At 31.5% G+C, this 21597-nt stretch carries 20 protein-coding genes; 8 read left to right on the top strand and 12 right to left on the bottom strand.

Annotated elements, in window-relative coordinates; translation table 11 throughout:
- Positions 1 to 157: 157 nt before the first annotated feature.
- Both L0U72_RS01040 and L0U72_RS01045 read right to left on the bottom strand, forming a co-directional pair.
- On the bottom strand, positions 158 to 1681 hold the full coding sequence (locus tag L0U72_RS01040) for an aldehyde dehydrogenase (NADP(+)) (protein WP_233898178.1): 1524 nt from the start codon (positions 1679 to 1681) through the stop codon (positions 158 to 160).
- Positions 1682 to 1974: 293 nt separating this feature from the next.
- Complete coding sequence (locus tag L0U72_RS01045) at positions 1975 to 2901, bottom strand: dihydrodipicolinate synthase family protein (protein ID WP_233896872.1); 927 nt, start codon at positions 2899 to 2901, stop codon at positions 1975 to 1977.
- A gap of 149 nt (positions 2902 to 3050) precedes the next feature.
- On the opposite strand from L0U72_RS01045, the gene L0U72_RS01050 reads away from it, so the two are divergent.
- Complete coding sequence (locus tag L0U72_RS01050; RefSeq protein ID WP_233883796.1) at positions 3051 to 3890, top strand: AraC family transcriptional regulator; 840 nt, start codon at positions 3051 to 3053, stop codon at positions 3888 to 3890.
- A gap of 33 nt (positions 3891 to 3923) precedes the next feature.
- Here the strand turns inward: L0U72_RS01050 and murI are convergent, their stop codons facing one another.
- The 8 genes from murI to L0U72_RS01090 form a co-directional block, all read right to left on the bottom strand.
- Positions 3924 to 4721: a glutamate racemase gene (gene murI / locus L0U72_RS01055; RefSeq protein WP_233898179.1), complete on the bottom strand. Its 798-nt coding sequence runs from the start codon at positions 4719 to 4721 to the stop codon at positions 3924 to 3926.
- 158 nt (positions 4722 to 4879) lie between these two features.
- The gene (locus L0U72_RS01060; RefSeq protein ID WP_101918058.1) at positions 4880 to 5389 is read right to left on the bottom strand and encodes an OmpH family outer membrane protein; all 510 of its coding nucleotides are present in this window, start codon (positions 5387 to 5389) and stop codon (positions 4880 to 4882) included.
- An 85-nt stretch (positions 5390 to 5474) separates the two neighbouring features.
- Complete coding sequence (locus tag L0U72_RS01065) at positions 5475 to 6254, bottom strand: OmpH family outer membrane protein (protein ID WP_233898180.1); 780 nt, start codon at positions 6252 to 6254, stop codon at positions 5475 to 5477.
- Between the two features lie 66 nt (positions 6255 to 6320).
- Positions 6321 to 8870, bottom strand: coding sequence for an outer membrane protein assembly factor BamA (gene bamA / locus L0U72_RS01070; protein ID WP_101918056.1), 2550 nt, complete (start codon positions 8868 to 8870; stop codon positions 6321 to 6323).
- Positions 8863 to 9615 (bottom strand): isoprenyl transferase, encoded by a 753-nt coding sequence (locus L0U72_RS01075; RefSeq protein WP_101918055.1) that lies wholly within the window; start codon positions 9613 to 9615, stop codon positions 8863 to 8865. The genes bamA and L0U72_RS01075 overlap by 8 nt, the downstream gene beginning before the upstream one ends.
- 2 nt (positions 9616 to 9617) lie before the next feature.
- The gene (gene porG, locus L0U72_RS01080) at positions 9618 to 10298 is read right to left on the bottom strand and encodes a type IX secretion system protein PorG (protein WP_233898181.1); all 681 of its coding nucleotides are present in this window, start codon (positions 10296 to 10298) and stop codon (positions 9618 to 9620) included.
- Positions 10299 to 10413: 115 nt separating this feature from the next.
- Positions 10414 to 11310, bottom strand: coding sequence for an NAD kinase (locus tag L0U72_RS01085; RefSeq protein ID WP_233898182.1), 897 nt, complete (start codon positions 11308 to 11310; stop codon positions 10414 to 10416).
- A gap of 46 nt (positions 11311 to 11356) precedes the next feature.
- A complete protein-coding gene (locus L0U72_RS01090; RefSeq protein ID WP_233898183.1) occupies positions 11357 to 12022 on the bottom strand; it encodes a CBS domain-containing protein in 666 nt (221 codons plus the stop codon).
- Between the two features lie 59 nt (positions 12023 to 12081).
- Here L0U72_RS01090 and L0U72_RS01095 point away from each other — a divergent pair, with 59 nt between their 5' ends.
- Positions 12082 to 12795: a pyridoxine 5'-phosphate synthase gene (locus tag L0U72_RS01095; RefSeq protein ID WP_233898184.1), complete on the top strand. Its 714-nt coding sequence runs from the start codon at positions 12082 to 12084 to the stop codon at positions 12793 to 12795.
- Position 12796: 1 nt separating this feature from the next.
- Positions 12797 to 13567: an alpha/beta fold hydrolase gene (locus L0U72_RS01100; RefSeq protein ID WP_233898185.1), complete on the top strand. Its 771-nt coding sequence runs from the start codon at positions 12797 to 12799 to the stop codon at positions 13565 to 13567.
- A gap of 253 nt (positions 13568 to 13820) precedes the next feature.
- Here L0U72_RS01100 and L0U72_RS01105 read toward each other — a convergent pair whose 3' ends face one another.
- Positions 13821 to 14261 (bottom strand): GNAT family N-acetyltransferase, encoded by a 441-nt coding sequence (locus L0U72_RS01105; RefSeq protein ID WP_101918049.1) that lies wholly within the window; start codon positions 14259 to 14261, stop codon positions 13821 to 13823.
- Positions 14262 to 14459: 198 nt separating this feature from the next.
- Between L0U72_RS01105 and L0U72_RS01110 the strand changes: the two genes are divergently transcribed.
- The 4 genes from L0U72_RS01110 to clpX all read left to right on the top strand — a co-directional run bounded on the left by L0U72_RS01110 (position 14460) and on the right by clpX (position 18344).
- On the top strand, positions 14460 to 14801 hold the full coding sequence (locus tag L0U72_RS01110; RefSeq protein ID WP_101918048.1) for a phage holin family protein: 342 nt from the start codon (positions 14460 to 14462) through the stop codon (positions 14799 to 14801).
- Between the two features lie 102 nt (positions 14802 to 14903).
- Complete coding sequence (locus L0U72_RS01115) at positions 14904 to 16226, top strand: trigger factor (protein ID WP_101918047.1); 1323 nt, start codon at positions 14904 to 14906, stop codon at positions 16224 to 16226.
- Between the two features lie 140 nt (positions 16227 to 16366).
- Positions 16367 to 17026 carry an ATP-dependent Clp endopeptidase proteolytic subunit ClpP gene (clpP, locus tag L0U72_RS01120; RefSeq protein WP_101918046.1) on the top strand — a complete coding sequence of 220 codons (660 nt, stop codon included), beginning with the start codon at positions 16367 to 16369 and terminating at the stop codon, positions 17024 to 17026.
- 79 nt (positions 17027 to 17105) lie between these two features.
- Positions 17106 to 18344 carry an ATP-dependent Clp protease ATP-binding subunit ClpX gene (gene clpX, locus L0U72_RS01125; RefSeq protein WP_101918045.1) on the top strand — a complete coding sequence of 413 codons (1239 nt, stop codon included), beginning with the start codon at positions 17106 to 17108 and terminating at the stop codon, positions 18342 to 18344.
- Positions 18345 to 18431: 87 nt separating this feature from the next.
- Here clpX and L0U72_RS01130 read toward each other — a convergent pair whose 3' ends face one another.
- Entirely contained in the window at positions 18432 to 19364 is a 933-nt protein-coding gene (locus L0U72_RS01130) for a leucine-rich repeat domain-containing protein (protein ID WP_233898186.1), read from the bottom strand.
- A 129-nt stretch (positions 19365 to 19493) separates the two neighbouring features.
- Between L0U72_RS01130 and dnaG the strand changes: the two genes are divergently transcribed.
- The gene (gene dnaG / locus L0U72_RS01135) at positions 19494 to 21491 is read left to right on the top strand and encodes a DNA primase (protein ID WP_233898187.1); all 1998 of its coding nucleotides are present in this window, start codon (positions 19494 to 19496) and stop codon (positions 21489 to 21491) included.
- Positions 21492 to 21597 lie beyond the last annotated feature (106 nt).

Below are 21597 nucleotides of genomic sequence, written 5' to 3' on the forward strand. Positions count from 1 at the left end.
AATAGCCAGCTTGTTTCCTTTCTTAGAAAAAACCCTTCAAATTTCTTTAATCAAGAAAACGAAGCTGGTATGTTTTTCAATTCTTTAAGATGTTTAAAAGTAAGTGTTTACTTGTTTTAACATCTAAAAAAAGTGTTAATTTATATTAATTTAAATGTTATTTTAATTCGCTAGGTAATAATTCGGTTGGCCAATCTTGAAAACTAAAAGGACGTACCCATCTTTTAATAGCTCCTAAACCTACGGCTGTAAATCTAGAATCTGAAGATGCTGGGTAAGGACCACCATGGGTCATTGATTCACAAACTTCTACACCAGTTGGCACTCCGTTGAAAATAATTCTTCCAACTTTAGCTTGTAATGCGTCCGTTACGGCTGGTAGAGCGTTAAAATCTTCTTTTTCGGCTAAAACGGTACCTGTTAATTGTCCTTCTAAACCGTCAATAACGGCTAATAATTCTTCTTGATCTTTTGCTTTAACCACTAAAGAGAAAGGACCAAAAACTTCGGTATGCATTTTAGGATTTGCTAAAAATTCAGCTCCTGATACGGCACATATTGTTGATGGAGCAAAGTTAGCTTGAAGATCTCCTTCAATTTTACCAACAACTTCTACACCAGGTTGTGAAGTTACGATTTCCGCATTTGAAACGAATCCTTCTTTAATATTAGGGTGCAACATACATTGTGATGCGATTGCGGTTGTTTTTTCTGCTAAATCTTTAACAAAAGCATCGGTATCTTCTCCTGCGATGGTTAATAATAATCCAGGATTGGTACAGAATTGACCTGTTCCAACGGTTATTGAACCTGCGTATGTAGTAGCGGTTTCTGCCGATTTATTTTTGATAACATTAGGCATTACAACTACTGGGTTGATACTTCCCATTTCAGCAAATACTGGAATTGGTTCGTCTCTTTGTGTTCCTAAATTGTAAAGTGCTCTACCACCAGCGATACTTCCTGTAAAACCTACTGCTTTTACCTTCGGATGTTTTACTAAGGCGCTTCCGACAACTCTTCCACTACCTGTAATGTTTGAAAATACACCGTTTGGCATTCCTGTTTTTTCGGCTGCTTTAATAATTGCCGATGCTACTAATTCACCAGTTCCAGAGTGCATTGCGTGCGATTTTACAATCACAGGACATCCTGAAGCTAAGGCACTAGCGGTATCTCCACCTGCGGTAGAAAATGCTAATGGAAAATTACTTGCTGCAAATACAACAACAGGTCCTAAAGGGATTGATGTTTTTCTAAGGTCTGATTTTGGTAATGGTTGTCTATCAGGAATTGCTTGGTCGATGGTTACATTTCTCCATTGATCTTTGGCAACTAAATCAGCAAAGGCTCTTAATTGTCCAACGGTTCTTCCTCTTTCTCCTTGTGCTCTTCCTTCTGGCAAACCAGATTCTAACATATACATATCTGTAAGTTCAGTATCTAAGGCTAAAATTTCATCGGCAATTGCGTTTAAAAATTCGGCTCTTTTTTCTCCTGAAACTTTACGATATACTTTAAAGGCTTTATCAGCTAATTCAACAGCTTCATTAACTTCTTCTAAAGTTGCTTGATAAAAATCTGTTGGATTTTGTACATTTAACTTTGGGTTTACGGTTTTATGCGTCGTTGTTCCTGATGCTTTTAATTGATTTCCTATATAATTTTTTCCTGTAATCATTTTATTTTAGTTTTTTTTAAAATGTGTGGTAACATTTTATGGTTTACTATTTTTTATGATGGCTCAAAATGTTCTTTTAAGCATTTAAAGGTACATAAAATATTTATAAATTTGTCGTTACTTTTTTGTTAAAAAAGATATTTCAAAGACATTTCAAAGATGTTTTAAAAGATATTGAAAACGACAAATCATTGCCTTATAAATAAGGCAATGATTTGTTAAAGGGTACTATAATTATCTAACATTTTATAATTTTATATTAAAAATATTAAAATGATGATGTTCTTTTATGATTAAGCTTTTGCTAAGCTTTTATATTCTGGTAATGTTGGTCTAGTTCTTAAACCTTCGGCAATAATTGCTAATACATTTTCTCTTTCTTTACCGATTAAAGGTAAACGAGGTTCACGTACATTTTCAGTTCCGATTCCAGTAGCAACTTCTGCTAATTTAATATTTTGCACTAATCTACTTGTAATATCTAATTCTAATAAAGGTAAGAACCAACGGTAAATTTCTCTAGCTTCTTCGCCTCTTCCTGCGTTTGCTAAGTTAAAGATAGCAACTGTTTCTGCTGGGAAAGCACATACTAAACCTGCAACCCAACCGTCAGCACCCATAAAGATACTTTCTAAGGCTAAGGTATCAACTCCTGATAAAATTTGTAATCTATCACCGAAACGGTTTTTGATACGTGTAATATTTGATAAATCTCTTGTAGATTCTTTTACAGCTTCGATATTTGGACAGTCACGTAATAACTCTTCAAACATATCTAAAGTAACTTCGATACCGTAATCAACAGGGTTATTATATACCATAATTGGTAAAGAAGTACTATTTGCTACTTTTTTAAAGTATGTTATAGTTTCTCTATCATCTGCTTTATAACGCATTGGAGGCAACATCATTAATGCAGATGCTCCATCTTCTTTTGCTTTTCTAGCAGCATCAATTGCAGCTACAGTAGTTTGTTCAGCAACGTTCATTATAATTGGCACTTGACCATCTACAATTTCCACTGCTTTTCGTACGATAACTCTTTTTTCGTCATCAGTAAGTGTGCTTGCTTCTCCTAAGGTTCCTCCTAAGATAATTCCAACAACTCCTGCTTCTAATTGTGCTTTAATATTTACTTCAAAGTTAACTAAATCTAATGTGTCTTGATCTGTAAATTTAGTGGTAACTGCTGGCATTACGCCTTTCCAATTTATGCTCATGTGTGTTTTTTAAGGCAAATTTATAATTGATTTATAAAGCATAATGCTTGTTTTTTAACAGTATAGTATATTATTTTATCTTTTTTTGTAGTTTTAGTGCTTTTTTAGGGGAATATTTTATAGATTTATACAAATATTTTACACATATTATGAAGGTTTTACCATTTAAAATACCAAAAACTAAGAACTTAGGGTTAATTTATCAGCAAGATGAAGGTACTTTATTTTATGATAAGTTTCATCAACATGAAGAAATTCAGTTGTGTTATGTTGTTAAAGGCGAGGGAACTTTAATTGTTGGTGATACTGTTAATGAGTATCAATCGAATGATATTTTGGTTATTGCAGGAAATCAGCCTCATGTTTTTAAGAGTGATGCTTCAAGGATTAAGGAATCGTTTATGGTTTCGCTTTTTTTTACACAAAAATCATTTGGAGAAACTTTTTTTGAGTTAGATGATTTTAAACAGATTGCTACTTTTTTTACGGTTGCTAAAAACAGTTTTCGTGTAAAATCGCATCAGAAAAAGTTACAAAAGCTTTTTTTAAAGTTACATGAAAGTAGGGATTTGTATAAGTTCATCATTTTTCTTAAAATGATTGATATTATTTTAAAATCGGAAACGGAATCTCTTTCGTCGTTTGTTTATGAGAAAAAATATACGGATAATGAGGGGAAACGTATGCGAGATATTATGGATTATACCTTAAAAAATTACAATAAAAAGATAGAATTAGATGATATTGCGGGCGTTGCGAATATGACTTCAAATGCTTTTTGCCGTTATTTCAAGCAACGAACAAACAAAACATTTTTCACTTTTTTAAATGAATTACGCATTGAAACTGCGTGTAAATTATTACAAAATAAAGATTATTCGATTATTGAAGTTTCAGAAAAATCAGGATTTAAGAACATTTCAAATTTCAACAGAAAATTTAAAGAGCTGAAAGGACAAACGCCTTCGAGTTATCGTTTAAGTTTTTAGGTTTTAAAGTTTTTTTTATTGAGTTTTAAGCTTTTAAAAATCTAAAAATTGAATTGTTGTATTTTGATATTCTTTTAAAATAGCATCTAGAACATTTTTATTTTTATTGTTATAAAAAATGGAATTTCCTTTTTTTTCTGATGTTGAGATTAAGTTATTTTCGATTAAAATATGTTTGGTTTGTTTTGCTACGGCTTGTCCTGCATCAATAATTTTGATATTATTTCCAGTAATTTTTTTTATTTGTGGAATTAGGTACGGGTAGTGGGTACATCCTAAAACGATGCAATCACATTTTAAATCGATCATTGGTTGTACATATTTTTGCAATAAAACGGTCATTTCTAAAGATTCCATATTTCCATTTTCAATAAGTTCGACTAAACCATTTCCAACTTGTTCGATAATTTTAATTTTGGTATCAATACGTGCGGTTGTTTTTTCAAATAGGCTACTATTGAGCGTTCCTTTGGTGGCTAAAATTCCAATAACTCCTGTTTTTGTTTGAATAGAAGCAGTTTTGATAGCGGGTTCAATACCGATAATTGGAATGGTATAATTTTTCCTTAGATAATCGATGGCATTTGTGGTTGCGGTATTACAGGCAACTACGATTATTTTGCATCCTTTTTTGATTAAAAACTCGGTATTTTTAACCGATAATTGAATAATTTCTTCTGTTGATTTTTGTCCGTAGGGAGCGTTTTTACTATCGGATAAATAAATAGTATTTTCAAGAGGGAGTAGGGCATTAATTTCTTTCCAGATGGAAGTTCCACCAATTCCAGAATCAAAAATACCGATAGCTTGTTTATTTTTTTGGGGTGTCATAGTCTTTAAAAGTACGAAATTACAAAAATATAGAAACACAAAATTATAAAAATAAAAATCCTGCTTTATAGAGCAGGATTTTTATAGAATAGTTCTTGTTATTCGGTAAATATTTACGGAATATTTAAGAAGTATTTGGTAGCTATGTTTTGGTTTTTTTAGAAACCTAATTTTGCTTTTACGGCACTATAAATATCATTTCCTTTATCATATACGATTAATCCTTTACCAGGAGCAGCGTCATATACGTAAATAATTCCTTTAGCAGCGGCAACATCTTTAATCGCTTGTTCTGCTTTCTTTAAGATAGGAAGTGTTTTTTCTTGATATTTTTTTTGCATTTCTTGCCCAGCAGATTGTTCAGCTTTACTAATACGTTGTCTATCTTGATTTACTTCAATAGCTCTTTGCTGATTTACTTCTTGTGTTTGGCTTTTCCCTTCTGCTTCGTATTTTTTAATTTTAGCTTCAAGTCTTTTGTACATTGCCTCAATATCGTCACGGTAGGTCTTGTTTAATTTCTCTAGCTCAGCTTTCATAGATTTTGTTGCTGGCATTTCAGATAATAATTTATCAGTATTTATATGTGCTGTTTTTTGTGCGTTTGCGATACTACCGAATCCAATTGTAAAAATTGCAACTAATAATAAGGTTTTAAAATGTTTCATCTTTTTAATTTAATTTTGATTTATTGTTTTTTATTCTTGATTTATTTAACTTTTGATATTGTGCCTAATTTTAATAGTTTCTTGCTTATTCTTTTTTCTTAGCGTCTTCTATTTTTTTTCTTAGGGCTTCTTTTTTATCTTTTAGAAGTTGTCTTTTTTGATTTCGTTCTAATAGTTTTGCTTTTCTTTTTTCTTCGATTAGTTTAATTTTAGCTAATCGATCGTTTTGTTTTTTTGTTTTTAAAAGCTCTTTTTTCTTTAATTTTTCTTTTCGATGATCGCTTAAACTTTCTTTATTTAGAAGTTCTTTTTTCTGTGCGATTTTATCATTTTTTTGTTGTTTTTTCTGATCGATATTAATCATTTTTACAACAAGGTCGCTAATATCGTGTTTTTTGTTGGAATACAACATTACTAAATCGCCTGATTTATCAAAAACAAAATCATATTTTTTTCGAGAAGCAATAGCTTGTATGGCGTTATAAACTTGATCTTGAATCGGTTTTATTAATTGTTTTCTCAAGTTATACATATCTCCTCTAGGACCAAAATATAAGGTTTCTAATCGTCGTATGGCTTCTTCTTTGATAACAATATCTTCTTCTCGTTCTACAATTAAGTCTTTTGTTAAAATAACTTTTTCGTTTGCTAAGTCGGTTTTTAAAACTTGAATAGCGTTATTTTGTTCGGTTATTTTTGTTTTCCATTTTTCAACTTTTGCATCCAAGGCGTTTTGAGCTTGTAAATATGCGGGAATATTCTCCAGAATATACTGCATATCAATATAGGCTAAACGCTGGCTTTTTTGAGCAACAGTAATGCTTGTAATAAGTAAAAGAACGATAGATACAATGTTTTTTTTCATCTTGCTATAATGTTTTTAGAAAAAACCATGCCAAAAAGCCAGTTACATTACAAATGTACTCTTTTTTTAGAATTGTCTTCCAATAATAAAATGCGTTTGCCATCCTGATTTTTGAGTTTGACCAGGTAAAGGGTCAAATCCGTGTGCAAAATCAATTCCTAACAAACCAAAAGCTGGCATAAATATACGAACTCCTAGTCCTGCAGAACGCTTCAATTTAAACGGGTTAAATTCGTTAAAATTGTTATATGAATTTCCTGCTTCTAAAAACCCTAAGGTATAAATTGATGCCGATGGTTTATCGGTTATAGAATAGCGTACTTCCATTTGAAATTTGTTATAAATAGCGCCTCCATCGGTTGATGAAATTCTGTTATTTTCGTATCCTCTTAATCCGATAGTTTCTCGACCATCTAATTGTCCTTGAGCAATTCCATCACCACCAACAAAGTATCTTTCTACAGGAGTTAATCCTAAGTCATCATTATAAGATCCTAAATATCCTATTTCAAAATTAGACATTAACACTAATTTATTATTTTGAGATAATGAGGTATACCATTTTCCTTTTGCTGAAATTTTATAATATTCTAGCCATTTATATTTGTCGGCTAAATAGGCTTCTCTTTCCTGATTTGTAGGATATGCTGGTTCTGTATAATCTTTTCCGTTTACTAATGAGTATGGAAAAGTTGCTTTTGCTTTAATGGTAAATTCAGAACCATAACTAGGATAAATCAAACTAGGACCTGTAGAATTACGGCTAAAAGCTACGGTATAGGCTAAGTTGTTTAAATCACCTTGACTAATAACATCATTAGAAGATCCAACACGATATCCATAATTTTTCAAATGTATTTTTTGATAACTAATATTTTGTGATAAAGAGAAATAATCATCAGGCCAATTTAAACGTTTTCCAAGTCCGATAGAAGCTCCAATAATGCTTAAACTTTGATCTTTATCTACTGAATTAGAATTGTAGTCATATCGATATTGATTCGATAAATACACCGAAAAAGATAATGATTGTGGTTTTTTACCGCCAAGCCAAGGTTCTGTAAATGAAAAACTATAGGTATTATAGGTTCTACTAGCTTGTAAACGCAGCGCTAATTTTTGACCATCTCCCATTGGCAATGGTTTATAGGCATCTTTATTAAAGATGTTTCGTAATGAAAAGTTATTAAACGACAGTCCTAAAGTACCGATAAATGAGCCACCACCATAACCACCTTGTAGTTCGATTTGACTTCCTCCTTTTTCTACTACAGCGAAATCAATATTGGCTGTTTTATTTTGATAATCTGGTTTTACATCTGGAGTTACGTTGGCGTCAAAAAAACCTAATTGACCGATTTCACGAATAGAACGAATAATATTTTCACGGCTAAATAAATCGCCTGGTTTCACTCTTAATTCTCTATAAATAACGTGGTCATTTGTTTTTTCATTTCCAGTTACGGTTACTTTTTGAATGGTTGCTTGTTCGTCTTCACGGATGCGAACCTCTACGGTAATCGAATCATTTTTAACGCTTGTTTCCACGGCATTTATTTGAGAAAATAAGTATCCGTTGTTATGATATAGTGTTTGAATATCTTGTGAATTAGGCGTTCCATCACCAGAGATACGTTCTTTTAACACTTTTCCGTTATACACATCACCTTTATCGATTCTTAAAAAGTTACGTAAAAAATCATCGGAATAGTTTTTATTTCCGATAAATTTAATGTCTTGAAAACGGTACTGACGACCTTCTTCTAATTTGATTGAAAGATTAATGGTATTGTCATCATTCCAGGTTACGTTGTCGGATAAAATACGAGCATCACGATATCCTTTTTCGCTATATTTTTCAAGAATATTTTCTAAATCTTTTTTATAATCATCTAAAATATATTTTGATGATTTCCAAAAACGTCCAAAAGCTTTACGTTTGGTGTTTTTCATAGCGCTTCTTAACGCGTTTCCTGTGAGTGCGTTATTTCCGTTAAAGCTGATTTTTTTAATTTTAACACGTTTTCCTTTATCAACAAAAATAGCCATGCTAACGCTGTTAACATCTGTGGTATCTTTTTTGGTTGATAAAGAAACTTTTGTTTTTAAAAATCCTTTATCGGTATATTTTTTTTGGATATAATTTCGTGTGGTTACGATTAGATTTTCGGTAACCATCATTCCTTTTTTAAGTTCCGTTTCTTTTCGAATATCTTTGATTTCACCTTTTCGAACTCCTGTGATGTTAATATTGGTTACTTGAGGCAATTCTGTTACATCAAATAAAAGATATACTGTTTCGCCGTCTTTTTTAGAAAGATAGACATCAACTTGGCTAAATTGTTTGCTTTCGTACAATTTTTTGATAGCACTTGTAAGTTTATCGCCAGGTAATTTTACAGATTGTCCATCGACCAATCCTGTATATACACGAATGGTTTGTTCGCTAAATTTTTGCAGTCCCGTAACGGTTATTCCGCCAAGAATGTAGGAAGTTCCTTTTTTATAAGGAATAGCGTTTTGTGTATTATTTTCTTTATCTACGATTTTTTGTGCTTGTATATTCGCCGATAAAAAGGCGATTAAAAATACGGCTACATAAGAATATTTATTCATTGATTTCAATCTGTTCGCTTGTTTTTCCAAATCTTCTTTCTCTATTTTGATAATCTATTACGGCATCAAAAAGATGTTCTCTTCTAAAGTCAGGCCATAATATATCGGTAAAATATAGTTCGGCATAGGCTATTTGCCAAAGTAAAAAATTACTGATTCGTTGTTCACCACTTGTGCGTATTAATAAATCAACGTTGGGCAAATTAAATGTATATAAATGGTTATTTATAATTTTTTCGTCTATTTTTTCAATATCTAATTGGTTATTAACAACTTTTTTAGATATATTTTTGATAGCATTAACAATTTCTTCTCTAGCTCCGTAGCTTAATGCGAATGTCAGTGTTATTTTGGTATTATTTTTGGTTTCTTCGATAACGGTTGCTAAAATTTTTTGTGCATTTTTGGGCAAGTTATCAATATTTCCGATGGCATTTACACGTACATTTTTGCGTTGAAAATCGGGTAATTCTTTTTTCAAAGTACTCACTAATAGGCTCATTAAAGCATCGACTTCTAATTTTGGTCTGCTCCAATTTTCGGTAGAAAAGGCGTAAAGTGTTACAAATTTAACACCTATTTCAGAGGCAGTATCTGCGGTTTCTCTGATGGCAGTTAAGGCATTTCGGTGTCCAAAAATACGTTGCATTCCTTTTCCTTTCGCCCATCGCCCATTTCCGTCCATAATAACGGCGATATGATTCGGTACTTTTTGCAAATCAATGCGGTGTCGTTTTTCTCCCATATTTATTCTGCTAATCCTTTATAACAAGGTGGTCTTCCAAAGCTATAAACTATAGAAATACCTGTAAACATATAGGTGTCGTTTCCGTTTCCACCAAAGTTTAAACTTTTTATTTTATCTGTTGAGTAATCAATATCATCGACAAAGGCAAAGCGAACTCCTGCTTCAAAGGCAATTGCGAAATTTCTAGTTAAACGACCTTTCACGCCAATTCCTACTGGTAGGGCGAATGAAGATTTATTTTTTAAACTAATTTCTTCTGATGAGATTCTTTCTTTAGGGCTTGCGTAATTAAAAACGGCAATTTCGGCGAGTATATATGGCGAAAATCGTGTTTTATAATTGCTGATATTGTAATCGAAAAAATTAAATTCGATACCTAGCGCCAATTCGTGCAAGTTATTTGAGAATTTAAAGCCTCTATTTTTTCGAAATGAATTGCTTGATTTTTCATCTTTTCCTTCAACAGGAAGATAGGTGTACGTTCCCCGCAAGGCAATTCGTGGATTTAAATTGTATTTATAAATGAATCCCGCCCCAACTTTATTTGGGTTGATATAGGTTGTATTTCCAATATCGCCCACATAATTTGTACCCCCAACGAGAATACCTACTTCGTGAGTTTGTGATTGTAATGTAATTGCTATCAAAGCAAATAATATGAGTAAAAATCTTTTTTTCATTATAAAAATGGCTCGCAAATATAGTTAAATGAATTTGCTTTAAAAAGTTAATAATATGCTTTTGATTAACTTTTTTTTAAAGCATTTATTGTAAACAAGCCTTATTTATTCTGAATTATAAGGAATCATTGCGAGTATCTTCGCCCCATAAAAGTTTTCCTCGAAGTGTTTTTAAATGCGATTGTCCTGTTAATAAAATACTTTTAATGGTAAAATCGGCTTTTTGTATGCTAATTTTAGTGCCTTCACAAACGGTTGTAATTCGGGAATCTAAGGAAATTAAATAATCTTTTTCACGAGAACTTACTTCTAATTCGATAAACGTATCATCAGGAATTACCATGGGTCTGGCGTTTAAATTATGCGGTGCAATAGGCGTAATTACAAAGCTTTTCGAATTTGGTAATATTACAGGGCCGTTGCAACTTAATGAATAGCCTGTCGAGCCTGTTGGTGTTGAGATAATTAAACCATCTGCCCAATAATTGGTTAGATATTCGTTGTTTAAGTAGGTTTTTACGCCAATCATCGACGTGGTATTTCTTCGTGCAATGGTGATTTCATTTAAGGCAAAATCTAATTCTATAAATTCTGATGCCTGCGGACTTGTTGTTATTTGCAATAATGACCGTTCTTGAATGGTATATTCTTTGGTTAATAATAAGGTGACCGCTTCTTGAATTTGGTCTTTTTGAACGGTTGCTAAGAAGCCTAATCTTCCTGTATTAATTCCTAAAATCGGGATGTCTAAATCTCGAACATAGGTTACGGCTCTTAAAATTGTTCCATCGCCACCAATTGAAAATAGCAAATCGAAAGTATTCGATAAATCGTTAAAATGTGCGTACGTTGGATATTTTTTTGATAAAGAATTATTCTCTAGTAGTAAGTTATAAAAATCTTTTTCAAAAAACACCACAATATTATTTTTCTCTAATATCGATAGCAAAATTTTAATTTCTTTTTCTGCTGAAATGGTATAAGATTGACCGTAAATAGCTACTTTTTTCAAATGGAATTCGGTTTTATTAAAAATATAAACGTTAGAAAATAAAAAATTACATATCTAAATATTTTCTTAAATAAGAGGCTCTATCTTTTAATTCTTCGAGATAAAAATCATCTTGATGTTGGGTTATAATTTGATAATCATAGCGTCTAAAAGTCTGGATAATTTCATTAATATCTTCTGTGATTACTTTTAAGGTAACTTGTACGGTATCGTTTGTATTATCTTGTGAAGAAATATAAAGTCCGAGTAATTTTCCACCGCTAGCCTCTACAATTTGAGCAATTTGACTCATTGAATAATCACTTTTATTTTTGCTGACAATTAAAGTTTCGCTTTCATTATGTAAGAAAGGACTGTCGGCAAAGGCATCTAAAATATCGCTTAATTCGTAGTATCCGATATAGGTCATTTCTTGATTTAACACGGGAATTACATTGCAATCATTATCGGCAAAAAGGACGATTAAATCGAGTAACGTATCTTTTTCTCTTGCATGAAATTGGGCTAATAAATATGAATATTCACGAAGTTCTTGATTTTTATCTTGAATTGTTTGAATGTCGCTTTCGGGAAAACAGCCAAGTAACCGTCCGTTTTCAACAATCGGAATATGTGTTATTGGTAATTTTGCACAAACTTTTTGCGCCTTTTTCACGGTGCTTTTTAAAGTAAGTGCTTTAATTTCGTCTAGTATAAAGTCGTTGATATTCATCACTACGAATATAGTTTAAAAAGTTTTAATGATTTATCTTTGTAACTTAATTTTATGAGATGACAAAGTTAAGTGTAAATATTAATAAAATTGCAACATTGCGTAATTCTAGAGGAGGAAATACGCCAAATTTATTGCAAGTAGCCACTGATATTGAAAGTTTTGGAGCACAAGGAATTACGATTCATCCAAGACCTGATGAGCGTCATATTCGCTATCAAGATGCGTATGATTTAAAAGCTATCGTTACCACGGAATATAATATTGAAGGAAATCCTATTGATAAATTTATGAAAATGGTATTGGAAATAAAGCCAACGCAAGTAACTTTAGTGCCTGATGCTATTGATAATTTAACGTCAAATGCGGGTTGGGATACGGTTTCAAATCAATCGTATTTGCAGGAAGTGATTACGGAATTTAAAAACAATGGCATAAGAACCTCTATTTTTATTGATACTGATGCCAAATTGATTGAGGCGGCCGCAAAAACAGGTGCCGATAGAATTGAATTATATACCGAAGAATTTGCAACGCAATATGCTTTGGGAAATAAAAATGCGATACAACCTTATACCGATGCTGCAATTTTAGCGCATAAATTGGGTTTAGGAATTAATGCAGGACACGATTTAAGTTTGGAAAATATCAAATTTTTCAAAGAAAACATTCCGAATTTAGCGGAAGTTTCTATTGGTCATGCGCTTATTTCGGAATCTTTATATTTAGGATTGGAAAATGTGGTGAATATGTATCTTGATAAATTAAAATAATATGCAAATTCTACATTCTAAAATACTAGGAGCGGGGAAGCCGTTGTTGATTTTACACGGATATTTTGGTATGGGCGATAATTGGAAAAGTCACGCCAATAAATTTGCCGAAGATGGTTTTGAAGTTCATTTAATTGACCAGCGAAATCATGGTCGTAGTTTTCATTCTGATGCTTTTGATTATGAATTAATGGTCGAAGATTTACAGCATTATATTGCTCATTATCATTTAGAAAATGTTGTTTTATTAGGGCATTCGATGGGTGGAAAAACAGCCATGTTATTTGCTACTCAATATCCTGATTTGGTACATAAATTAATTGTTGCTGATATTTCACCAAAAATGTATCCGCCACATCATCACGATATTTTAGAGGCTTTAAACTCTATTGATTTTACGGTACAAAATTCTCGAAATTTGATTGATGAGAAATTAAAAATATTAATTCCTGAACTTGGCATTCGACAATTTTTACTGAAAAACGTTTATCGAAAAACAAAAGAAGAATTTGCCTTTCGTTTTAATTTAACGTCATTAACTGAAAATAATAATGAAGTTGGCGAAGCATTGCCTTCATTTACTGTTTTTGAAGGCGATACGTTATTTTTAAAAGGCGAAAATTCTGGCTATATTTCCCAAAATGAAACGCCACTTATTGAAGCACATTTTCCAAAAGCAATTATCAAAACAATTGCAAATGCTGGACATTGGTTACATGCCGAAAATCCAACCGATTTCTATCAAGAAGCTATTGATTTTATAAGAGTTTAAATTTTATTCCAAAAATTTTTGTGACGTCAAAATAGGCATGACAAGGGGTTAAAACCCCTTGTTTTAAAAATAAAAATGCGTCAAAGGGATTTTATTTCAGTTTCTCATCCTGATTTGCCACATTTTTTAGCTTTTTTTGTGATTTTCAGCTCCTTTTAACAAGGGGTTTTAACCCCTTGCCGTCATTTTTTGCCACTATATTTTTTTCAGATGAAATTTAAACAGGCTCTTAAAATTATATCGAGAATTTGAGTTATTTTTTTAATCTCATTTCTAAATAAGGAGTTGCAAAACCTACTTTTTCATAAAGATATTTTGCAGGATTCTCCGGAGCTACATGTAATGCGATATCCCCTTTTGTATGTTTAATTACTTCCTTCATTAATTTTTCACCCAAACCTTTACCTCTAAAATTTTTATTGATAGCAATATAAACTAAAATATTTTCAGGAATATAACTTCCCATTCCTGTTTGATTTATAACGGCAATTCCTTTAATAATGGTATCGATTTTTAGAATCATTACAAAACCACCAAATGATTTGAAATTTTTTAAAGAATAATCAATCGCTTTTTCGATGTCTTTTTTTGAATCGCCATATTGCTCAAGATTATCGTATAGAAAATCGACTATTGCTGATTTTTCAAAGCTACTAGGTTTGTTTTCTGGGCTTAAAATGATTGTTTCTAACATATAAAAAAGCTTAATTAAATCTGAAATTTAGGCGTATATTACTATATTTTATACAATTCAAGATGATTTCTGACTGTTTTAACAGTTTTTAATCAGGAAAAAACTAAAAACCTGCCAAAATTACAGTATTTTTAAAATTGGTATAATTATCGCCCTAAAACTAACATCTAAAAAAGAATCACTTAAAAATCACTCAAAATGAATATATTTTTAAAAATTTTATTAACCGCCTTAGCCGTTTTTTTATTAGCCGAATTTTTACCAGGCGTATCGGTAACCGATTATTACACCGCGATAATTGTAGGATTAGTAATTTCATTATTAAATATGTTTGTACGTCCGTTATTGGTATTTTTTACCTTGCCAGCAACCATTGTAACGCTCGGATTATTTCTGTTTGTAATTAACGCAATTGTTATTTTATTAGCAGATAATTTAGTTACAGGATTTGCCGTAAACGGATTTTTTACCGCACTTTTATTTAGTGTGCTATTATCAATATTTCGTTCTGCCTTATTTTCGGTATTAAAAGAAGACTAAAAAGAAACCTAAAAATAACTGAAAACGAAACATTTAAACCCTTTGTGAAAAAGGTAAAAATAACCTAATTTTGCACCCGATTTTAAAGAAATATATTTAAAGATGAACATAACAAAACAAGACATAGACGCGTTAAACGCTGTTGTAAAAATAGATATCGTTGCTGAAGATTATCAAGCAAACGTAACAAGACAATTAGAAGAAAAACGTAAAAAAACAGACATTCCTGGATTCAGAAAAGGGCAAGTGCCAATGGGAATGATTAAAAAACAACACGAAAAAGCAATCGTGATTGAGGAGGTAAACAAAGTGTTACAAAACTCATTAAATAACTATTTAGCACAACAAAAATTAGACCTTTTAGGAAATCCGTTGCCTAAAATGAAGGACGAATTAAATTGGGATGCTGAAGAATTTTCTTTCGAATTTGAAATAGGATTAGCACCTAAATTTGAGGTAGATTTAGCTCCTGCTAAAAAAGTTGTTCAATATAATATTATTGCTACCGATGAATTATTAGATAAAGAAGTAGAAAATATTCAAGCTCGTTTTGGAAATCAATTGCCAGTAGAAACTGCTGATGATGATGCTAACATCACAGGAACTTTTGTAAATGAAGAAAAAGAAATCAACAAAAAAGCAACTATTTCTGTAAAAGAAATTTCAGGTGAAGAAAACTTGAAAAAATTTGTAGGCGCTAAAGTTGGTGATGTTTTATCTTTAGAAACAAAAGGATTATTTGCTGATGAACATAAATTACAAGAAGCTTTAGGCGTACCTCATGAAGCTGTTCATGGTTTAGCTGTACCTGTATCTTTTACCATTGATGCCGTTACAAAAACAGAACCAGCTCCTTTAGAAAAAGAATTATTCGATAAATTATTTGCTGATGGAAGTGTAACTTCAGTAGATGAATTAAAAGGTAAAATTAAAGAAGATGCTGAAAAACAATTCGAACAACAAGCAGATCAGCAATTGTTAAACGCAATTACTGAAAACTTAGTCGAAAATACAACGTTTGATTTACCAAAAGAATTTTTACAAAAATGGTTACAAACTGCTGGTCAAAAACAATTAACAATTGAAGAAGCAGCCGCAGAATATGAAAAATCAGAAAAAGGATTACGTTACCAATTAATCGAAGGAAAGATTATGAGAGATAACGATATCAAATTAGAATATGCCGAATTAGTTGATTACGCAAAAGGATTTATCCGTTCGCAAATGGCACAATTTGGAAACATGAATCCTGAAGAAAAAGAATTAAACGATATCGCTGCGAGAGTTCTTCAAAATCAAGAAGAAGCTCAAAAGTTACAAGCTCAATTAATTAGTCATAAATTATTAGCTTTCTATAAAGAAAAAATAACGTTTGATAGCAAAGAACTTTCTTATGAAGATTTCGTAAAAGAAGTATATAAATAACAGTTTTTTAATTGTTATCAACAAAAAACCTGAATGTAAATTCGGGTTTTTTTAGCCACAAAAACGACTAAAATACTAGTCAAATACTAAAAAAATAGTTCTTATATTTACAACATTATAACCCAAAAAACATTTTCAAAATGGATTACGGAAAAGAATTCGAAAAATACGCAACAAAAGAGCACGGAATAAATAGTACATATTTAGGGAAAATAACCAGTAGTTTAACGCCATATATTATGGAAGAACGTCAAATGAATATTACCCAAATGGATGTTTTTTCTCGTTTAATGATGGACAGAATTATCTTTTTAGGTACGGGTGTTAACGACCAAGTTGCCAATGTAATTCAGGCTCAATTATTATTCTTAGAAAGCGTAGATGCCAATAAAGATATTTCAATTTATATTAATTCTCCAGGTGGAGGTGTGTACGCAGGTTTAGGAATTTACGATACCATGCAATTTATCAAGCCAGATGTTGCTACAATTTGTACAGGAATGGCAGCCTCGATGGGAGCTGTATTAATGTGTGCAGGTGCAAAAGGAAAACGTTCTGCATTGCCACACTCTCGTATTATGATTCATCAACCAATGGGAGGCGCACAAGGACAAGCTTCTGATATGGAAATTACCGTAAAAGAAATCGGGAAATTAAAAACAGAATTATACGATATTATTGCCAATCATTCAGGGCAAACTTTTGAAAAAGTACAAGAAGATTCTGATAGAGATTATTGGATGAAAGCAGACGAAGCAAAAGCATACGGAATGGTAGATGAAATTTTAATAAGAAAATAATTTTTCTTGATTACAAAAAGAATCTTTAACAATCTCTAAGAATATTTTTGTAAAAAACTAAGAATAACAAGTTAGTAGCATGTCGAAAGAAGAAAACTTACAATGTTCCTTTTGTGGGCGTAAAAAACCAGAAACCGATTTATTAATCGCTGGGATGGACGCACATATTTGCGATAAATGTATAGAACAAGCGCACGGAATTGTAGCTGAAGAAGTATCCGAAGCAATAGCATCAAGTTTACCCAAAGATTTAACCCTTAAAAAACCCAAAGAAATTAAAGCATTCTTAGATGAATATATCATCGGACAAGATGCTACTAAAAGAGGGATGTCGGTAGCGGTTTATAATCATTATAAACGATTATTGCAAACCAAAGATGATGAAGATGAGGTAGAAATTGAGAAATCAAACATCATTTTAGTAGGAGAAACAGGAACAGGAAAAACCTTAATGGCACGTACTATTGCTAGAATGTTAAATGTCCCTTTTTCTATTGTTGATGCCACGGTTTTAACCCAAGCAGGATATGTTGGAGAAGATGTTGAAAGTATTTTAAGTCGTCTGTTGCAAGCAGCAGATTATGATGTAGAAAAAGCAGAACGAGGAATTGTTTTTATTGATGAAATTGATAAAATTGCTCGTAAAGGTGATAATCCATCAATTACACGTGATGTATCAGGAGAAGGAGTGCAACAAGCATTGCTAAAATTATTAGAAGGTTCGGTGGTAAATGTTGCTCCGAAAGGTGGAAGAAAACATCCCGATCAAAAATTTATTGAAGTAAATACCAAAGAAATTTTATTTATCGCAGGAGGTGCTTTTTCAGGAATTGAAAGAATTATCAGCAAGCGTTTAAATATGCAAGCGGTTGGATATAGTGCATCTATTGATGAAGATAAAGTTGATGAAACTAATTTATTACAATATATTATTCCTTCGGATTTAAAATCTTTTGGATTAATTCCTGAAATTATTGGACGTTTACCTGTATTAAGTTACATGAATCCGCTAGATGCAAAAACATTGCGTGCTATTTTAACAGAACCTAAAAATTCTATTATAAAGCAATACACGAAGTTATTTGCGATGGATGATGTAGCTTTTTCTTTAACCGAAGATGCAATGCAATACATTGTAGATAAGGCAATTGAATACAAACTAGGCGCTCGTGGATTACGTTCTTTATGTGAAGCAATTTTAACAGATGCGATGTTTGATATGCCAAGTTCTGATGAAAAAGAATTAAAGGTTACCAGAAAATATGCCGAATCGAAGGTTACAAAATCAGCATTAAAGAAATTAAGAGCAGGGTCTTAATTTTTTGATTATAAAGTAAGAATAACAAAAAAAACCAGCGATTATCGTTGGTTTTTTTTTGTGAATTATTCCCGTAAATCATATAATTTATTTAGAATAGTCAATTCGTTTGTTATATTTTTTTAGCCATTCTGATAATTCTTCAGATGTTATTGAATATTTTTTAAGTACTTTATTTTTGATTTTATTTAGATGTAGTTCATTTAAAACTTCGGCTTCAAATTCTGCAACAATTTGTTGTTTCATTTCGATTGTTTTTTCAGTATTATTTTTGATAATTGGAGCTGTTTTTTTATCCGCTTTAGCGATAATAACAGTTGAATTTGTCAATTTTGTAACTGGTTCTGTAACCGATTTTATAGTTGGTTTTGTAGCTGTTTTTGTCGTACTATAAATTGTTTTTTCATCTTTATACCATCCTTGAGGCGGTGTATTTAATTGAGTATTATTTACCCGAATCATATTTATACCATTGCCAGAAGTGTCCAAACTCTCTAACTTTGAACAGCCAGAAACATCTAAATAAGTCAATGTATTAAAGCTTGAATATAGGCTTTCAAGATTCGGATTATCTCCAAGAAGTAACGTATTTAATTGATTATTATCACAACTTATGTAGGCTAATTTGGTATTTTTACTAAGATCAAGTTTTGTTATTTTATTATCATTACAATTCAAAAAAGTAATAGACGTACTTTTTGATAAATCTAATTTTGTAAGATTATTATTAAAACAATCCAATCGTTTTAAATTTGGAAAACTTTCAAGTCCTGTTAAATCTTTAATTTTAGAATGTACGTTGGGTAATAATTTATTAGTTATCGGATTATTGATGTTTAAATTAATTACATATTTTGCATCACTAACTAAAATATTTCCATTTAAACCATTCGAATCAATATCTAAATCAATTAAACATTCTTCGAGTCCGATATCAGGAATTAGAATGGTTTCTTGAGCATTTATAGCGACATTAAAAAATACTATAAATAGTAAAAAAGAAGAAAATCGGATGTTCATAATTGGGGGATTTAGGATTTCTGCAAAAGTAAATATTTAAAAATATTGAGCAACTAAAAATCGTTTTTATAAGTATCTTTTGATACGCAAATTTAAAAGCTTGTATCTTTGCCATTGTATTTTAAAAATATGATAACCAAAGAAACCATAGAAAAAGTTTTTGAAGCCGCTCAAGTTGCCGAGGTAATTGGTGAATTTGTACAATTAAAAAAATCTGGAAGCAGTTTTAAAGGATTAAGTCCGTTTACTGATGAACGAACACCATCATTTATGGTATCGCCAGTAAAACAAATTTGGAAAGATTTTAGTACAGGAAAAGGCGGAAATGCCGTATCATTTTTAATGGAACATGAGCATTATTCCTATCCAGAGGCGATAAAATGGTTGGCAAAAAAGTACAATATCGAAGTTGAAGAAACCGAGCAATCAGATGCGCAAAAAGAGCAAATGAATGAACGCGAAAGTATGTTTTTGGTCTCTAAATTTGCCAAAGATTATTTTCATGACGTATTAATGAACAGCCAACAAGGACGTGCCATTGGATTATCCTACTTTAAAGAAAGAGGTTTTCGAGAAGATATTATCGAAAAATTCGACTTAGGATATTGTAAAGATCAATGGGATAATTTCACGAATAATGCCTTATCAAAAGGCTACGATTTAAAGTATTTAAAATCCACAGGATTAACGATTGTTAAAGAAGGCGGTTCAACCGATAGAAAATTTGACCGTTTTAAAGGACGTGTTATGTTTCCGATTCACAGTATGTCGGGGCGGATTTTAGGTTTCGGAGGACGAATACTTACCAATGATAAAAAAGCAGCAAAATACTTAAACTCACCCGAAAGTGATATTTACCATAAAAGTAAAGTTTTATACGGAATTTATCAAGCAAAAAAAGAAATTGCCAAGCAAGATAATTGCTATTTAGTTGAAGGATATACCGATGTTATTTCATTTTATCAATCAGGAATTGAAAATGTGGTGGCATCTTCAGGAACGGCACTTACGCCCGAACAAATTCGTTTGGTGAATCGTTTAACTAAAAATATTACCGTTTTATTTGATGGCGATGCCGCAGGAATTAGAGCGTCTATTCGAGGAATCGATTTGATTTTAGCACAAGGAATGAATGTAAAAGTAGTTTCTTTTCCAGAAGGAGAAGATCCTGATAGTTTTGCAAAATCGCATTCAACAGCCGAATTAAAACAGTTTTTAGAAGAAAAATCACAAGATTTTATTGAATTTAAAGTGTCTTTGTTGATGGAAGACGCAAAGAATGATCCTGTTAAAAAAGCAGGATTAATTCGAGATATTGTAACGAGTATTTCTAAAATTCCAGATGGAATTCAACGAGAAGTATATGTGCAAGAATGTGCGCGTATCATGGATATTTCCGAACAAGTTTTATTTAACGAATTAGCACAATTAATCAATAAAGATTTGATTAATACAACTAAAAAAAGTGCAAATCAAAGTAGAAATCAGCCATCGTTAGCAGGAGCAGAACAAGCATCGATGGGACTTGTTAAAACAAATCGGACGGGGATTCAGAAAATAAATCAATTAGAAATTCTTGAAAAAGAAATTATCAGAATTTTATTATTATACGGAAACGAAATTGTCGATTTTGTCAATTGGGTAGCGGGAGTTGATGATAAAGGACGTCCTATTTTAGAGAAAGAAGAATATCAAAATACAGTTTCAAATGAGTTGTATTTAAATCTGCAAGAAGATGAAATTGAGTTTGCAAATGAACTCTTTAAACAAACTTATTATCAGTTAGTACATCAATTAAATCAAGATGAAAAAATTTCGATAGACCAATTAATAATGCACGAAAATCAAGAAATTGCAAGCTTGGTTACTAATATTTTAATGGATGAAGAAAAATATTCGTTAAGCGATTGGGAACGCAAAGAAATTTTTGTAACACAAACCATCAAAATATTGCCTAAATTGGTATCAGATGCGATTTTAAATTTACGAAGAATTTTAATCGAACAAAAAATAAAAGAAATTATACACGAAGTACAAGCCCAAAAAGCGGTGCTTGATTTAGAAGAAATATCAAACTACACCGACTTAAAAAAACGCCTTTTTGACAAATTAAATCGGGTAGTTTAAGGATTTTTTTATTTTTCTGATAAGAATTTGGCTAGGATAAGAATTGGCTAGTGCGAGTATCTTGCTCGTACCGTTTATAAAATAAATAATATGTTTTTGTTTGACA

This window comes from Tenacibaculum piscium (assembly GCF_021390755.1).
Taxonomy (GTDB): Bacteria; Bacteroidota; Bacteroidia; order Flavobacteriales; family Flavobacteriaceae; genus Polaribacter; species Polaribacter piscius.

Coding starts and splice junctions, on each gene's coding strand:
- L0U72_RS01040 (WP_233898178.1), bottom strand. CDS start 1,681: ATGATTACAGGAAAAAATTATATAGGAAATCAATTAAAAGCATCAGGA.
- L0U72_RS01045 (WP_233896872.1), bottom strand. CDS start 2,901: ATGAGCATAAATTGGAAAGGCGTAATGCCAGCAGTTACCACTAAATTT.
- L0U72_RS01050 (WP_233883796.1), top strand. CDS start 3,051: ATGAAGGTTTTACCATTTAAAATACCAAAAACTAAGAACTTAGGGTTA.
- murI (WP_233898179.1), bottom strand. CDS start 4,721: ATGACACCCCAAAAAAATAAACAAGCTATCGGTATTTTTGATTCTGGA.
- L0U72_RS01060 (WP_101918058.1), bottom strand. CDS start 5,389: ATGAAACATTTTAAAACCTTATTATTAGTTGCAATTTTTACAATTGGA.
- L0U72_RS01065 (WP_233898180.1), bottom strand. CDS start 6,254: ATGAAAAAAAACATTGTATCTATCGTTCTTTTACTTATTACAAGCATT.
- bamA (WP_101918056.1), bottom strand. CDS start 8,870: ATGAATAAATATTCTTATGTAGCCGTATTTTTAATCGCCTTTTTATCG.
- L0U72_RS01075 (WP_101918055.1), bottom strand. CDS start 9,615: ATGGGAGAAAAACGACACCGCATTGATTTGCAAAAAGTACCGAATCAT.
- porG (WP_233898181.1), bottom strand. CDS start 10,298: ATGAAAAAAAGATTTTTACTCATATTATTTGCTTTGATAGCAATTACA.
- L0U72_RS01090 (WP_233898183.1), bottom strand. CDS start 12,022: ATGAATATCAACGACTTTATACTAGACGAAATTAAAGCACTTACTTTA.
- L0U72_RS01095 (WP_233898184.1), top strand. CDS start 12,082: ATGACAAAGTTAAGTGTAAATATTAATAAAATTGCAACATTGCGTAAT.
- L0U72_RS01100 (WP_233898185.1), top strand. CDS start 12,797: ATGCAAATTCTACATTCTAAAATACTAGGAGCGGGGAAGCCGTTGTTG.
- L0U72_RS01105 (WP_101918049.1), bottom strand. CDS start 14,261: ATGTTAGAAACAATCATTTTAAGCCCAGAAAACAAACCTAGTAGCTTT.
- L0U72_RS01110 (WP_101918048.1), top strand. CDS start 14,460: ATGAATATATTTTTAAAAATTTTATTAACCGCCTTAGCCGTTTTTTTA.
- L0U72_RS01115 (WP_101918047.1), top strand. CDS start 14,904: ATGAACATAACAAAACAAGACATAGACGCGTTAAACGCTGTTGTAAAA.
- clpP (WP_101918046.1), top strand. CDS start 16,367: ATGGATTACGGAAAAGAATTCGAAAAATACGCAACAAAAGAGCACGGA.
- clpX (WP_101918045.1), top strand. CDS start 17,106: ATGTCGAAAGAAGAAAACTTACAATGTTCCTTTTGTGGGCGTAAAAAA.
- L0U72_RS01130 (WP_233898186.1), bottom strand. CDS start 19,364: ATGAACATCCGATTTTCTTCTTTTTTACTATTTATAGTATTTTTTAAT.
- dnaG (WP_233898187.1), top strand. CDS start 19,494: ATGATAACCAAAGAAACCATAGAAAAAGTTTTTGAAGCCGCTCAAGTT.